The sequence below is a fragment of the Cellulomonas chitinilytica genome, assembly GCF_016862675.1.
Classification (GTDB): Bacteria; Actinomycetota; Actinomycetes; order Actinomycetales; family Cellulomonadaceae; genus Cellulomonas; species Cellulomonas chitinilytica.
In genome coordinates, this window is the sequence record NZ_BONK01000014.1 from 18,143 (window position 1) to 32,650 (window position 14,508).

General features: G+C 74.1%; 10 protein-coding genes. 8 read left to right on the forward strand and 2 right to left on the reverse strand.

Annotated elements, in window-relative coordinates; genetic code table 11:
- Positions 1-53 precede the first annotated feature (53 nt).
- The 3 genes from Cch01nite_RS18155 to Cch01nite_RS18165 all read left to right on the forward strand — a co-directional run bounded on the left by Cch01nite_RS18155 (position 54) and on the right by Cch01nite_RS18165 (position 7,454).
- A complete protein-coding gene (locus Cch01nite_RS18155) occupies positions 54-866 on the forward strand; it encodes an ABC transporter ATP-binding protein (RefSeq protein ID WP_373309960.1) in 813 nt (270 codons plus the stop codon).
- The gene (locus Cch01nite_RS18160; protein ID WP_203757906.1) at positions 866-3,382 is read left to right on the forward strand and encodes an FtsX-like permease family protein; all 2,517 of its coding nucleotides are present in this window, start codon (positions 866-868) and stop codon (positions 3,380-3,382) included. Before Cch01nite_RS18155 ends, Cch01nite_RS18160 begins: the two co-directional genes overlap by 1 nt.
- A gap of 106 nt (positions 3,383-3,488) precedes the next feature.
- Positions 3,489-7,454, forward strand: a complete 3,966-nt coding sequence (locus Cch01nite_RS18165; protein WP_203757907.1) for an FtsK/SpoIIIE domain-containing protein — start codon at positions 3,489-3,491, stop codon at positions 7,452-7,454.
- Here Cch01nite_RS18165 and Cch01nite_RS18170 read toward each other — a convergent pair.
- On the reverse strand, positions 7,403-7,858 hold the full coding sequence (locus Cch01nite_RS18170; protein WP_203757908.1) for a hypothetical protein: 456 nt from the start codon (positions 7,856-7,858) through the stop codon (positions 7,403-7,405). The genes Cch01nite_RS18165 and Cch01nite_RS18170 overlap by 52 nt on opposite strands.
- Before the next feature lie 315 nt (positions 7,859-8,173).
- Here Cch01nite_RS18170 and Cch01nite_RS18175 point away from each other — a divergent pair, with 315 nt between their 5' ends.
- Positions 8,174-8,422, forward strand: coding sequence for a WhiB family transcriptional regulator (locus Cch01nite_RS18175; RefSeq protein WP_055912771.1), 249 nt, complete (start codon positions 8,174-8,176; stop codon positions 8,420-8,422).
- A gap of 127 nt (positions 8,423-8,549) precedes the next feature.
- On the opposite strand, the gene Cch01nite_RS18180 is transcribed toward Cch01nite_RS18175, so the two are convergent.
- Positions 8,550-10,031, reverse strand: a complete 1,482-nt coding sequence (locus Cch01nite_RS18180; RefSeq protein WP_203757909.1) for a sensor histidine kinase — start codon at positions 10,029-10,031, stop codon at positions 8,550-8,552.
- Positions 10,032-10,216: 185 nt separating this feature from the next.
- On the opposite strand from Cch01nite_RS18180, the gene Cch01nite_RS18185 reads away from it, so the two are divergent.
- The 4 genes from Cch01nite_RS18185 to Cch01nite_RS18200 all read left to right on the forward strand — a co-directional run bounded on the left by Cch01nite_RS18185 (position 10,217) and on the right by Cch01nite_RS18200 (position 14,354).
- Positions 10,217-10,750, forward strand: a complete 534-nt coding sequence (locus Cch01nite_RS18185) for a DUF2505 domain-containing protein (protein WP_239070985.1) — start codon at positions 10,217-10,219, stop codon at positions 10,748-10,750.
- 287 nt (positions 10,751-11,037) lie between these two features.
- Positions 11,038-12,339, forward strand: a complete 1,302-nt coding sequence (locus Cch01nite_RS18190; protein WP_239070988.1) for an ABC transporter substrate-binding protein — start codon at positions 11,038-11,040, stop codon at positions 12,337-12,339.
- A gap of 90 nt (positions 12,340-12,429) precedes the next feature.
- Positions 12,430-13,440, forward strand: coding sequence for a carbohydrate ABC transporter permease (locus Cch01nite_RS18195; protein ID WP_203757910.1), 1,011 nt, complete (start codon positions 12,430-12,432; stop codon positions 13,438-13,440).
- On the forward strand, positions 13,437-14,354 hold the full coding sequence (locus Cch01nite_RS18200) for a carbohydrate ABC transporter permease (RefSeq protein ID WP_203757911.1): 918 nt from the start codon (positions 13,437-13,439) through the stop codon (positions 14,352-14,354). The genes Cch01nite_RS18195 and Cch01nite_RS18200 overlap by 4 nt, the downstream gene beginning before the upstream one ends.
- Positions 14,355-14,508: the final 154 nt, after the last annotated feature.

Genomic DNA, 14,508 nt, shown 5'->3' on the forward strand with positions numbered 1-14,508 from the left:
GCACGGCCGCGACCTAGCGTCGACCCTGCCAGCGACCCCGCGAAGGAGCCCCCGTGGACACCACCCTCTCCCGCACCCCCGAGCCGACCCGGCCCACCGTGCCGGACCTCACCGCGTCCAGCGCCCGCGGCCTGACCAAGGTGTACGGGCAGGGCCCGGCAGCGGTCCGGGCGCTCGACGGCGTCGACGTCGACTTCGCGTCCGGCGCGTTCACGGCGATCATGGGCCCGTCGGGCTCCGGCAAGTCGACGCTCATGCACCTGCTCGCGGGCCTCGACGAGGCGACGTCCGGTGAGGTGCGCCTCGGACCGACCGCGCTGACCGCGCTCGACGACGGCGCCCTGACCCGGTTGCGGCGGGACCGCGTCGGCTTCGTCTTCCAGTCGTTCAACCTGCTGCCGATGTTCACGGCCGAGCAGAACATCCTGCTGCCGCTGCAGCTCGCGGGCGTCAAGCCGGACCCTGCGTGGCTCGACCTGCTGGTCGTCACGCTGGGGCTCGGCGAGCGCCTGCAGCACCGCCCCGGCGAGCTGTCCGGCGGCCAGCAGCAGCGCGTCGCCATCGCCCGGGCGCTCATCGCCAAGCCCGAGGTCGTGTTCGCCGACGAGCCGACGGGGAACCTGGACTCCCGGGCCGGGGCCGAGGTGCTCAGCTTCCTGCGCCGGTCGGTCCGCGAGCTCGGCCGGACCGTCATCATGGTCACGCACGACCCGACGGCCGCCGCCTACGCGGACCGGGTCGTCATGCTGGCCGACGGCCGGGTCGCGGGCGACATCGTCGACCCGACGCCCGAGTCCGTCCTCACGGGCCTCGACGCGCTGCGCACCCTCGACGGCCCCGCGGGCGCGGCGGCGGTGGGGGCCTGATGCTGCAGCTCACCCTGGCCCAGATGCGTCGCAGCGCCGGGCGGCTCGTCGCGGCCGCGATCGCGATCGCGATCGGCACGGCGTTCCTCACCACGACGCTCCTCGCGGGGGGCGTCATCACCCGGACCGGCTACGACGCCGTGACCGCGACGTTCGGCGACGCCGACCTCGTCGCGACCGGCACCCTCACCGACAGCTCGCTCGCCGCGGTGCGGGACACCCCCGGGGTCGACGCGGCGGACCCGCTGTACGTCGGCGGGGTCGAGCTGCACAAGGGCGGTGCGCGGGTCTGGCAGAACCTCCTGCCGGTCCCGTCCGACGAGCGCCTCGCGTCGCTCACGGTGTCCAGCGGAGCGATGCCGTCCGCGTCCGGCGAGATCGCGCTGCCGGCGAAGACGGCCGAACGGCTGCGTGTGGCCGTCGGCGACACGCTCACGACCGACTACTTCACCCCGAAGGCCGACCGGCCGACGGCCGAGGAGACGCTCACCGTCGTCGGGATCGTCGACGACCCGCGCGGGGCGTGGGCGCAGTACGGCGGCGCCGGGCTCGGCCTGATCGACGACCTCGCCCACTGGAACGGGGTCTCGTTCGACGAGCTGGGAGCGAACACCCTGCTGGTCGCGACCGACGGCGACGCGGCGGACGTCCGCGCCGCGCTCGCCGGGACGGCCCCCACGCTCGACGTGCTGACGAAGGACGAGGCCGCCGCCAAGGCGGTGTCCGAGGTGTCGGGCGAGGGCAACGTGCTGCTCACGATCGTGCTCGGCTTCGCCGCGGTGGCGCTGCTCGTCGCCGCGCTCGTCATCTCGAACACGTTCCAGGTGCTCGTCGCCCAGCGCGTCCGGCTCCTGGCCCTCCTGCGGTGCGTCGGGGCGGAGAAGCGCCAGCTGCGCCGCTCCGTGCTCCTCGAGGCGTCGATCCTCGGCGCGGCCGCCTCGCTCGTGGGCCTCGTCACGGGCGCCGCCCTCGCACAGGCCGCGCTCAGCGTGCTCGGCCGGATGACCGACGGCGTGCCGCTCCCCCGCTCGGTCGACGTGACCGTCACGGTGGTGGTCGTCCCGCTGGTGGTGGGCACGCTCGTCACGCTGCTCGCGTCGCTCGTCCCGGCCCGTGCGGCGACCCGCGTCCCCCCGGTCGCGGCGCTGCGTCCCGTCGACGCGCCGACCGTGACGGCCCGGACCGGGAAGGTCCGGCTCGCGGTGTCCGCCGTCCTCACGGCCGGTGGCGTCGCCGGCCTGCTGCTCACGGTGGCGGCGTCCCGCGCCGTCAGCGGGAGCGAGCTGGCCCTGCTGGGCGTCGGCATCCTCGCCGGCACCGTCTCGTTCGTCGGCATCCTGCTCGGCGCGGTGTTCTGGGTGCCCCGCGTCGTCTCGCTCGCGGGCCGGCTCCTCGCGGCCACCGGGACGAGCGCACGGATCGCGGCCGCGAACACGGTCCGCAACCCCCGTCGCACCGCGGCGACGAGCACCGCCCTGCTCATCGGGGTGACGCTCGTCGTGATGATGAGCACCGGCGCCGCGAGCGCCCGCGAGTCGCTCGCGAAGGACCTCGCCGACCAGTACCCGGTCGATCTCACGGTCGAGCAGACCGACGGCCGGACCGGCCTGCTGGACGGCACGATCGCGACCATCTCCGAGGTGCCGGGGGTCGACGAGGTCGTGCCCGTGCCGGTCGCGCTCGCGCAGGTGGGCGACCGCGTGTTCCGGCTCGTCGCCCCCGACCCCGAGCAGGCGGCCCGGGTGCTGCGCAGCGCAGGCTCGCTCGACGACCTGACGGACGGCACGGTCCTCCTGCCGAAGCAGTCCGGCGGCGACCTCGGCACCGTCGCCGTGCACGAGCTGTCCGCCGAGACGGGCGACCCCGCGCCTGACGGGGTGTCCCTCGACCTGGCCACGGTCGCGACGGACCTCGGCGGGCAGGACGCACTGGTCACACCGTCGACCCTCGCTCGGGTGGCCCCGGACGCGGTGCCGGTCGTGCTGTGGGTCCGGCTCGACGACTCGGCCGACCCGACGCGGGTGCTGCAGGACGTCCGGGACGCGGTCCCCGAGTCCCCGGTCAGCGTGGTCAGCGCCGCCGCGCAGCGCCACAGCTACGAGCGGCTCATCTCGTCGCTCCTCGCGGTCGTCGTGGGCCTGCTCGCGGTCGCCGTCGTGATCGCGCTCGTCGGGGTCGCGAACACCTTGTCGTTGTCGGTCATCGAACGACGCCGCGAGTCGGCCACGCTCCGTGCGATCGGGCTGACCCGGCGCCAGCTCCGGTGGATGCTGGCCGTCGAGGGCATGCTCATCGCCGTCGTCGGCGCGGTGCTCGGCGTGCTCCTCGGCCTCCTGTACGGCTGGGCGGGGGCGGCCACGGCCTTCGGCCAGACGGCGGATCTGCGGCTCGCCGTGCCGTGGCGGGACCTCGCGCTCGTGCTTCTCGTCGCGCTGCTCGCGGGCCTGGTCGCGTCGGTCCTGCCCGCCCGGGCGGCGGCCCGCACCTCGCCCGTCGCGGCGCTCGCGGTGGACTGACGCCGATCGGCACCGAGCCGACGAACGGGCCTGTGGACCGCACGGGCGTCCCCCGCCAGCGCCGGGCGGGCGTCCGTGCGGTCGAGGCGTCCGGCACGGTGACCGGATGCTCCTCACCGCCCTGCACCCCGACCCGCGACGCGGCACCGGGCTGGTCTCCACGGACGTCGAGGCGCAGCGAGGTCTGCCGCTCGCCCGGTTGCGTCCGGAGCTCGCCCGGATCACCGGGTGGCCCGGATGGTCGAGCGGCACCGTGCGCCTGGCCGTCGACGATGCCGTCCTCGACGACACCCACCGCGTCGGCGCCTACCCCCTGGTCGCCGGCTGCGAGCTCCGGCCGGGCCCCGGACACCGCCCGGAGGCCGAGAGCGCCGTCGGCGCCGCGCTGCACGTCGCGGTCGTCGCCGGACCGGACTGCGGCCGGCTGCACCCGGTCGCGCCGGGGACGGAGACGACGGTGCGGGGTCCTCGTTCCGCGGGGGCGCCCGCGACGGACGGCGACGAGCTGCTCCTCGCGGACCCGGACCTCGGCCGGGTCCGCGTCCGGTGCGCGGGCGGCCGGGTCCGGGTCCGGGTCGACCGGCCCGCGACCCTCGCGCGGGCCGCGCCTCGGTGGTGGCGGCGCGGCCGGCGCCCGGTCGCCGTCCGCCGCCGGACGTGGGTGCGGTGGCGCCCGGATGACGACCTCCGCGTCGGCGCGACGACGCTCGCGCTGCGGTCCCGGAGCGGTCCGGCGACGCGGCCGACCGCCGCAGGTCGGCCGCCGGGGCGCGCCACCGGTCCGGCCGCAGCCATGGTGCTGGCGCCGCTGGTCGGCTCGGTCGCGCTCGCGCTCGCGCTGCACCAGCCGCTCTTGCTGCTGACGGCTGCGACGGGTCCGCTGCTGCTGCTCACCGGCGGCCGGGACGCACGATCCGTCGACGCACCTGACGGATCACCGCTCGACCCGTCCGACGCGGACGACCCGGCGCACCTCGTGGCAGCGACGGTGCTCGCGCTCGACGGCGGACCGGTCGTGCACCGGCGCGCGCCGTGGGACGCGGACGGTGCGCTGGCCGTCGTGGGGCCCCGCGGCACGGCGCTGGCCGTCGCACGCGGGCTCGTGCTGGGCGAGCTCGGCACGCACGCGCGGCCGTCCCTCTCGGTCCTCGCCGACGACCCGGAGCCGTGGGCCTGGGCAGCCGCGCTCGCCCGCCCGGTCGTCGATGCCGGTCCCGGCGTCGAGGACCACGTCGTGGTCGTCGACCGCACCCGCGTCACCGACGAGACGGCCACCCGGCGATCCACGGCCGGGCCCGGGCAGCGGATGCTCCTGGTCCTGCCGTCCCGCGACCAGGTGCCCGCCTGGTGCCGCCACGTGCTGCAGGTCGGCCCGACGTCGGCGCGGCTGCGCGGCGGCACCGACGCACCCCTCCCTGACGCCCTGGTGCCTGACACTCCCGCGCGGGGCACCGCCCGGAGCCGGCGTGGCGTGCCCGACGGCGACGGGTGGCGGGCCGTCCCGCTCCACGCCGTGTCGAGCGACACCGCACGGGCGCAGGTGGCCCGGGCCTGCGGCGTCCGTGAGCTTCGAGGGCGGCTCGACCCGGGCCCGCTCGGCGGGCCGCTCGACCCGCTGCCCTCGCAGGTGCCCCTCGCCGGGCTGCCGGACCTGCCGGCCGCCGACGCCCCGTCCGTCGCCACCGCGTGGGGGTCGCCGCGCGCCGGCCTGGCCGCACCGCTCGGCCGGACGTCAGGACTCGTTCCGGTCGAGGTCGACCTCGTCGCGGACGGGCCGCACGCGCTCGTGGCGGGCACCACCGGGGCGGGCAAGTCCGAGCTCCTCACCACCTGGGTGCTGGCCACCGCGCTGCGCCACCCGCCCGAGCGTCTCGCGGTGCTCCTCGTCGACTTCAAGGGCGGCGCCGGACTCGGCGCGGTGGCCGGGCTCCCCCACGTCGTCGACCACGTCACGGACCTCGACGCGACCCGCGCACGCCGGGTCCTCACGGGGCTCCGCGCCGAGCTGCGACGCCGCGAGCGCCTGCTCGCCGACCACGCCGCGCGCGACGTCGCCGACCTCGACCGCGACGACGCCGCGACGCCGCCGCGCCTGCTCGTCGTCGTCGACGAGCTCCGCGCCCTCGTCGACGACCTGCCCGACGCCACGGCGACGCTGGTCCGGCTCGCCGCGCAGGGCCGGGCGCTCGGCGTCCACCTCCTGCTCGCCACGCAACGCCCGGCGGGGGCGGTGAGCGCCGACCTGCGCGCGAACACGAGCCTGAGGATCGCCTTGCGCGTGGCCGACCCCGCGGACTCCCTCGACGTCGTCGAGGTCCCCGACGCCGCCCTGCTCCCGCCGTCGACGCCCGGCCGCGCGGTCCTGCGTCGGGCGGGCGGAGCCCCCGAGCTGCTCCAGGTGGCCCGCCCCGGTGGGCGCGTCGACGAGGACGCCGGGGTCAGGCTCGCCCGACCGTCGCGGCCCTCGGAGCCCTGGACGCCGCAGGTCGCGGCCTGCTCGGCCGACGACGAGGTCGCCGCGTGGGTCACCGCGGCCCGTCGGGCGGCCGTCGGACGACCCGTGCGTCCCGTCCCCTGGGTCCCGGCGCTGCCCGAGCAGGTCACCGTCGAGGACGTGGCTCCCGGGCCGGGTCTGGCGCTCGCCGTGGCGGACGTCCCCGACGAGCAACGACGCGCACCGGTCCGGTGGGACCCGGCCGACGGGCACCTGCTCGTCCTCGGCGGCCCCGGGTCCGGTCGAACGACGACGCTCCTCACGCTCGGCACCGAGGCCCTGCGTGACGGGCTCCCCGTGCATGCCGTGGGCCTTCCTGCCCGTGCCGTCGCCGAGCTGAGGGCGCGCGACCCGCTCGGGCTGGTCGGGACCGTGGCCCGGTCGGACGAGCCGGTCCGGGTCGCACGGCTCGCTGAGCTGCTCGGCTCCCACCCGGGCCCCGACGACGGTGCGGGACCACGGGCGGTGCTGCTGGTCGACGACCTCACGACGACGCTGGACGCGCTCGCGGTCCTGGCCCGTGGTGCCGGCCCGGACCGGCTCACGCGGCTGTGGCGCTCGGGCGGGTCCGCCGGCGGGGTCGCCGTGGTCGCGACCGCCGACGTGACCGGCGGCGCGGTCCGGCACGGCACGCACTTCCGCGACCGGCTCGTGCTCCGGGTGCCCGACATCTCGCTCGACGCCGTCGCAGGCGTCCCCGGAGCACTGTCCGGCGCCCGGGCGGAGCCTGGGCGGGCGATCCACGTCGGACCGGCCGGTGCGGTGGTCTGCCAGGTCGCCCTGCCCGCGACCACGGTGCCGCGAGCGCCCCGGCGTCCACCCGGCACGACGGTCCGTGTGGAGGCGCTGCCTCGCCGCGCGACGCGCCCGGCGGAGCGGCACGCACCGGCGGGCGAGATGCCGGGTGGCGAGATGCCGGGTGGCGAGCTGCCGGGCGCGGGCGGGGTGCCGGCCGCGGGCGGGGTGCCGCTCGGCGTAGGCGGCGACGACGCGTCGCCCGTGCGGGTCGACGTCGACCCCGGGCTGCTGGTCGCGGGTCCTCCCGGCTCGGGCCGCTCGACGACGCTCGGGGTCGTGGCGGACGGGCTGGTCCGGGCGGGCGTCCCCGTGGTCCGGCTGGTCGACCTCGCGTGCGGTCCGGTCGTCGCGCTCCCGGGGGTCGTCGACGTCGACGTGAGCCGCGGGGACGCCCGGAGCGTGCTCGACGGGCCCGGTCGCCGGACGGTTCTCGTGGACGACCTCGACGACCTCGAGCGCGCGTACCCGGACCTGGTCGACGCCTGGGCGCGATGGTCCGGCGCGGGGTGCGTGTTCGTCGCCGCCACGACGTCGTCGGCCGCCGTCGGGGCCTACCGCGGGCTGGTGCCGACGCTCCTGCGGCTGCGGCGGGCGGTCGTCCTGGACGTGCACGACGCCGCGTCGGCCGAGCTCGTCGGAGGCCGGGCCGCCTGGCTCGCCGATCCTGCGGACCGCCCCGCGGGCCGCGGTGTGCTCGTCGTGGGACGCACCGCGACACCGGTGCAGGTCTACGCGCCCGACCGTGCCGGGTCGACCGCGGGCCCGGAGCCGTCGTCGTGAGGTCCTGTCGGCAGGTCCGGCCCGGCAGGGCCCGTCGTCGCGGCCACGACGGAGGGCAGCAGGAGGCCCACCGCGACGACGACCGCGACGACCGCCACGGCGACGGCCCAGACGGACGCCTCCACTCCGAGCCAGCCGAGCGACATCACGACCAGGAGGATCTGCCACGTCATGACCGGCGAGCGTGCCCAGCGCCGTCCTCGCCACAGCCCGCGGGACGCACCACCGAGGAGCGCGGCGACCGCGAGGGCGAACAGCGCGAGGAACACGGTGGCCGCCGGCAGAGTCGCATTACCACGTGTGAGGTCCACCACGAACGCGACGCCCAGTCCGAGGAAGGCGATCGCCTCCACCGCGACGAGGGCGCAGACGACGACGAGCGGGGCGGTGCGGGAGCGACTCACGGGTCCAGCGTAGGCAGATGCGGCCCGCCAGACCGACGTGGCCAGCGTCTATGCGCCGCGACGCGCTGACCTGGACATTCGTCCGGGACGACCCGGAACGATCCGGGCATCTCGCCGACGGGGACCCGGTGCGGCCGAACGGGTGTGACCAACGCCTCAGCCGTTACCGGGCCGAAACCCGCCCGTAACCCCTTGTGCCCCGGCGGCCGCGGTGTGACCCTTGATGGAGCACGTTCCCCCCCAACCCTGATCTGGCATGACAGCCGCGCGCCCTCACCCCGGGCGGTGGGTCGTCGTGCGCCCGAGGAGAGTCCCATGGATTGGCGCCACCGCGCAGCGTGTCTCGACGAGGACCCTGAGCTGTTCTTCCCCATCGGGAACACGGGGCCTGCGCTGCTGCAGATCGACGAGGCGAAGGCCGTGTGCCGGCGTTGCCCCGTCGTCGACACGTGCCTGAAGTGGGCGATCGAGACCGGCCAGGACGCCGGCGTCTGGGGCGGCCTGTCGGAGGACGAGCGCCGCGCGCTCAAGCGTCGGACCGCTCGCCAGCGTCGCGCCGGCTGAGCTCCCCCGCACCGCACCACCCCGGACCGGCCCGCCTCATGGCGCGGCCGGTCCGCCTGTCTTCGGACCTCCCAGCGCGCGCACGCTCAGGGCGTCGGCCGCCGGCCCGGTCGCGGCGCACCCGCCGTCAGAGGCCTGAGACGGCGGCGTCCCTCGCCCGCAGCCGAGCGTCGATGACGACCGACGTGCCGCCGCCCTCCCGCGGCGACCACGCGATCGTCCCGCCGAGCTCGTTCGTCACGAGCGTCGAGACGATCTGCGTGCCGAGGCCGCTGCCCGCGCCCCGCCCGGGCGGCAGGCCGGCACCGTCGTCCGCGACCTCGACGCGCAGGTGGTCGGCCTCCCGCTCCACGACGATCTCGACGGTCCCCGACTCGCGCCCCTCGAAGCCGTGCTCCACGGCGTTCGTGACGAGCTCGGTGAGCACGAGCGCCAGCGCCGTCGCGTCCTCGGCCGGGATGGCACCGAACGACCCGCGGACCAGCGTCCGCACGTGCGCACCGGCGGTCGCGACGTCCGCGGCCAGCCGCAGGCTGCGCCCGACCAGGTCGTCGAACGGCACGATCTCGTCGAGCGTCTGCGACAGCGTCTCGTGCACGAGCGCGATCGTCGACACCCGACGCATCGCCTCGGCGAGCGCCTCGCGCGCCTCCGGCGACTCCATCCGGCGCGACTGCAGCCGCAGCAGCGCCGCGACCGTCTGCAGGTTGTTCTTCACGCGGTGGTGGATCTCGCGGATCGTCGCGTCCTTCGTGATGAGCTCCCGCTCCCGCCGGCGCAGCTCCGACACGTCCCGGCACAGCAGCACGGCGCCGATGCGCTGACCGTGCTCGGTGAGCGGCACCGCGCGCAACGAGAGCGCCACGCCGCGGGCCTCCACGTCGGTCCGCCACGGCGCCCGGCCCATCAGCACGAGCGGCATCGACTCGTCGACCGTCGCCTCCTGCTCGATGAGGTCGGCGGTGACCTCGACGAGCGAGCGGCCGGCCAGGTCGCCGAGCGCGCCGAGGCGGTGGAAGCAGGACAGCGCGTTGGGGCTGGCGTACAGGACCTCGCCCTCGGAGTTCAGCCGGACCAGGCCGTCGCCCACGCGCGGAGCGCCGCGACGGGGACCCGTGGGGGCGTCCGTCGCGGGGAACTCGCCGCGCGAGATCATCGCGAAGATGTCGTCGGCGGCCTCGACGTAGTTGAGCTCGAGCCGGCTCGGCGTCCGCGCCCCGCCCAGGTTCGTCTGCCGCGCGATCACCGCGATCGGCCGGCCGCGCCGGACGACCGGCACCGCCTCCTCGCGGACCGCGTACGACCCGAACCACCGCGGCTCGCGGGACCGCTGCGCCGCGACCTCGTCGAGCGAGCGCTGCAGCTGGGGACGCTGCCCCTCGGGGGCGCGCGATCCCACGACGTCGTCGTAGTGCACGGTCGCACCGGTGGACGGGCGGCACTGCGCGACGGCGATGAAGTCGCCGTCCTCGGTCGGCAGCCACAGGACGAGGTCCGCGAACGCGAGGTCCGACAGGACCTGCCAGTCCCCGACGAGCAGGTGGAGCCACTCGAGGTCGGCGGCGTCGAGCGAGGCGTGGCGGGCGACGAGCGTGCTCAGGGTGGACACGCACACCAGGGTAGGTGGCCGGACGGCCCCGCCGGACCGCAGGCCGGGTCCGGCGACGGGCGGGCGGACACGCGCACGCGCGCGTCGCCGTCGCCCGGGCGAGGCGGACGGATACCCTCGACACCACGGCGGAGCCGCCGCCCACGTGCCGCCCGGCGCGGACGACCTGCCCGGGCGCTCGTCGCATGCCCGGAAGGAACATCGTGCACCTGAGCGTCTCGGTCGCGATCGCGACCGATCCCACCTCGGCGGCCGCCATGCTCGCCGACCCCGAGTACGTGCACCTCAAGCTCGCCGCGAGCGGCGCGCTCGACCAGCACGTCGACGTCACGGGGTCGGCGCCGGACGCGTTCACCGTCACGACGCGCCGGTCGCTGCCGACCGACAGCATCCCGGCCCACCTGCGTGGGTTCGTGGGCAGCAGCCTGGACGTGCGGCACGTCGAGGCGTGGGAGGCGGCCGCGGCCGACGGCAGCCGTGCCGGCACCGTCGTCGTGGAGATCGCCGGCGCGCCCGTGCGGCTCACCGGACGCGCGTCCCTGCAGCCCGCCGACGGCGGCAGCGTGCTCGTGTACGAGGGCGAGCTGCACGCCGCGATCCCCCTGTTCGGGGCGGCGGTCGAGCAGGCGGCGGCGGGAGCCGTGAAGGGCGCGCTGAGCGCCGAGGAGGGCGTCGCGGCGCAGTGGATCGCTGATCACGGCACGGCGACCCAGCCGTAACGATTCGGTAACACGGTGGACGATCGAAATCGCCCTGACCTGCGGGAACGTTCCTGTGAGATCGCTACCACCGCCACGATCGGACGCTCCATCCTTGACACCGCCAAGGCTGCCGACGACAGTTCATGCAGCGCGTGGGAACGCTCCCGCAGAACTGCGGATGGGAGCGTCTCGCGCGGGGTCCACCAGGCCCACGTCCGACGCCCGCCAGCGGCCCCTGCGGCAGACGGTCGGCGGACGCCCTAGGGGTACGGCGAGGACGCCGTCCGACTGACAAGGGAGTCATAGTGCGCAAGACCACCAGCAAGATGTGGGCAGCCGCGGCCGGGGTCACGGGCATCGCCCTCCTCGCCACCGCGTGCTCCTCCGGCTCGGGTGACAACACCAGCGACGACAGCACGGGTGGCGAGAACATCACGCTCACCGTCGCGACGTTCAACGAGTTCGGCTACACCGAGGACATGTTCAAGGCGTACGAGGAGTCGCACCCCGGCATCACGGTCAAGGAGAAGAAGGCCGCGACGTCGAACGAGGCTCGCGAGAACCTCAACACGCGTCTCGCCGCCGGCTCCGGCCTCTCCGACATCGAGGCGGTCGACACCGACTGGATGCCCGAGCTCATGCAGTACCCGGACAAGTTCGTCGACCTGACGGACCCGGCCCTCGAGGGCCGCTGGCTCGACTTCAAGACCGCCGCCGTCACGACCCCCGACGGCAAGCTCCTCGGCTACGGCACGGACTTCGGCCCCGAGGGCATCGCCTACCGCGGTGACCTGCTCGAGGCCGCGGGCCTGCCGAAGGACCGCGAGGCTGTCGCCACGCTCATCAAGGGCAAGGACAACAGCTGGGACGACTACTTCGCCGCGGGCAAGGAGTACCAGGCCGGTGGCGGTGGCGCGTGGTTCGACTCCGCCGGCGCGATCTGGCAGGGCCTGATCTACCAGGAGAAGGCTCCTTACGAGGACCCCAAGACGAACGAGATCATCGCCGCGGACAACCCGCGCGTGAAGGAGATCTACGACCAGGTCGTCCAGGCCGCGGTCACGGACAACCTGTCCGCTCACCTCTCGCAGTGGAGCGACGACTGGACGGCGTCCTTCCAGACCAACGGCTTCGCCACGATGCTCGCGCCGGGCTGGATGCTCGGTGTCATCGAGGGCAACTCGGCCGGCGTGACGGGCTGGGACCTCGCGGACGTCTACCCCGGCGGCGCCGGCAACTGGGGCGGCTCGTTCCTCACGGTCCCCGAGCAGGGTGCGCACCCGAAGGAGGCGAAGGAGCTCGCCGCTTGGCTCACCGCTCCCGAGCAGCAGGTGCAGGCCTTCCTCAACAAGGGCACCGTCCCGAGCCAGGTCGACGGCCTGAAGGACCCGAAGTTCACGGGCGCCGTGAACGCGTTCTTCAACAACGCCCCCACCGGTGAGATCCTCGCCAACCGTGGCCAGGGCATCATCTCCACCTACAAGGGCCCGAACTTCTTCGCGATCAACGACGCGATGCAGTCGGCGCTCACCGAGGTGGACGTCAACAAGGGCAACCCCGACGAGCAGTGGAACACGTTCATCACCGCCGTCAACGCGCTGGGCTGACGTTGAGCTGAAGCCGGGCCGGTGCGCTGGTCGCGCCGGCCCGGCTTCACAGCCGCTTACCCGACGCTCGCCCCCCGCTAAGGACAACCGATGGCCACCTCCACCACGTCTCCGCAGCTGAACCGCGGCGGACCGACCGACCCTGGACGCACTCCGCGCCGGGTCGGATTCAGCCAGACCCTCGGGCGTTGGGACGTCAAGCTCTCGCCCTACCTCTACATCTCCCCGTTCTTCATCCTCTTCGCGCTCACCGGTCTGTTCCCGCTGCTCTACACGGCCTTCGTGTCGCTGCACGACTGGAACCTCATCGGCGGCAAGGGTGAATTCGTCGGGTTCGAGAACTACACCTACGTCCTCCAGCAGCCGAACTTCTGGAAGGGCATCCGCAACACCTTCAGCATCTTCTTCATCTCGACGATCCCCCAGCTGATCCTCGCGATCACGATCGCCGCGATGCTCGACGCGAACCTGCGGGCGAAGACGTTCTGGCGCATGGGTGTCCTGCTGCCCTACGTCATCGCCCCCGTGGCCGTCAGCCTCATCTTCGGCAAGCTCTTCGCCGACCAGTCCGGCATCATCAACACGCTGCTCGGCAAGGTGGGCGTCGACCCCATCGGCTGGCACGCCCAGGTGCTGCCCAGCCACATCGCCATCGCGTCGATGGTCGACTTCCGCTGGACCGGGTTCAACACGCTCGTGTTCCTCGCCGCCATGCAGGCGATCCCGCGCGACCTGTACGAGGCCGCCGTCCTCGACGGTGCGAACCGCGTCCGCCAGTTCTTCTCCGTCACGGTCCCGATGCTGCGCCCCACGATCATCTTCGTGGTCATCACGTCGACCATCGGCGGCCTGCAGATCTTCGACGAGCCCCGACTGTTCGACCAGGTCGGCCAGGGTGGCCCGAGCCGCCAGTGGATGACCGCCACCATGTACATCTACGAGGTCGGCTGGGGCAACCAGAAGAGCTTCGGCCGTGCGTCGGCCGTCGCGTGGATCCTGTTCCTGATCATCCTGATCGTCGGCATCATCAACTTCTCGATCACCCGGCGGATCTCCTCCGACGAGTCGTCGAAGAAGGCCCGAAAGAAGGTTGTGCGATGAGCGCCCCCTCTGTTCCCGTCATCGCGCAGACCGCCGGCAAGGGGGCCGCACGAGCGGCCGCGCGCCGGCGGCACACCAAGGTCGGCGGCTCCGAGCGTCGTCCGGGCTGGGTCTCGTACCTGATCCTGACGGTCGTCCTCATCGGCTCGATCCTGCCGCTGTACTACGCGTTCCTGCTGGCGTCGTCGAACTCCGCGTACATCGCGCAGCACCCGATCCCGTCGCTGATCCCGCAGGGCGAGTTCTTCGACAACGTCAGCCGCGTCCTGAACTCGGACATCCAGTTCTGGAAGGCGCTCGGCAACTCGATCATCGTCGCGACGGTCCAGGCCGTGTTCCTGGTCTTCTTCTCGACGCTCGCCGGGTTCTCGTTCTCGAAGCTGCGGTTCCGTGGGCGCAACGGCCTGCTGGTGTTCGTCATCGCCACCCAGGCGGTGCCGACGCAGCTCGGCATCGTGCCGCTGTTCATCGTGATGTCGCAGCTGCACTGGACCGGCAAGCTCATCGCCGTCATCGTGCCGGGCCTCGTCACCGCGTTCGGCGTGTTCTGGATGACCCAGTACCTCGAGTCGGCGCTCCCCTACGAGCTCATCGAGGCGTCCCGCGTGGACGGTGCGTCGATGATCCGCTCGTTCTGGCACGTCGCGCTGCCCGCCGCCCGGCCGGCCGCCGTCATGCTCGGCCTGTTCACGTTCGTCGGATCGTGGACGAGCTTCTTCTGGCCGTTCATCGTGCTCGGCCCGGAGAACCCGACGCTCCCGGTGGCGGTCCAGCTGCTCCAGGCGTCCTACTTCAAGGACATGGCGCTGATCATGGCCGGTGTCACGGTCTCGATCATCCCGCTGATCGTCCTGTTCTTCGTGGCCGGCCGCCAGCTGGTCGCAGGCATCATGCAGGGTGCCGTCAAGGGCTGACGCCCGGCACGTCTGGTTCCACCCGGATGTCACGCGAGTCCGTCTGCGCGATGATCCGGTGAAGGTCACGAGGGCGGGGTGCCCCCGGCACCCCGCCCTCGTCGTCCGTTCAGCACGTATCCGCTGCCCGCCCCGGCAGCCACAGGAGGGAAGA

What these genes read in the sequence shown, in the direction of transcription:
- Cch01nite_RS18160 (WP_203757906.1), top strand. Translation starts at nt 866, where the DNA reads ATGCTGCAGCTCACCCTGGCCCAGATGCGTCGCAGCGCCGGGCGGCTC.
- Cch01nite_RS18165 (WP_203757907.1), top strand. Translation starts at nt 3,489, where the DNA reads ATGCTCCTCACCGCCCTGCACCCCGACCCGCGACGCGGCACCGGGCTG.
- Cch01nite_RS18200 (WP_203757911.1), top strand. Translation starts at nt 13,437, where the DNA reads ATGAGCGCCCCCTCTGTTCCCGTCATCGCGCAGACCGCCGGCAAGGGG.
- Cch01nite_RS18195 (WP_203757910.1), top strand. Translation starts at nt 12,430, where the DNA reads ATGGCCACCTCCACCACGTCTCCGCAGCTGAACCGCGGCGGACCGACC.
- Cch01nite_RS18175 (WP_055912771.1), top strand. Translation starts at nt 8,174, where the DNA reads ATGGATTGGCGCCACCGCGCAGCGTGTCTCGACGAGGACCCTGAGCTG.
- Cch01nite_RS18185 (WP_239070985.1), top strand. Translation starts at nt 10,217, where the DNA reads ATGCCCGGAAGGAACATCGTGCACCTGAGCGTCTCGGTCGCGATCGCG.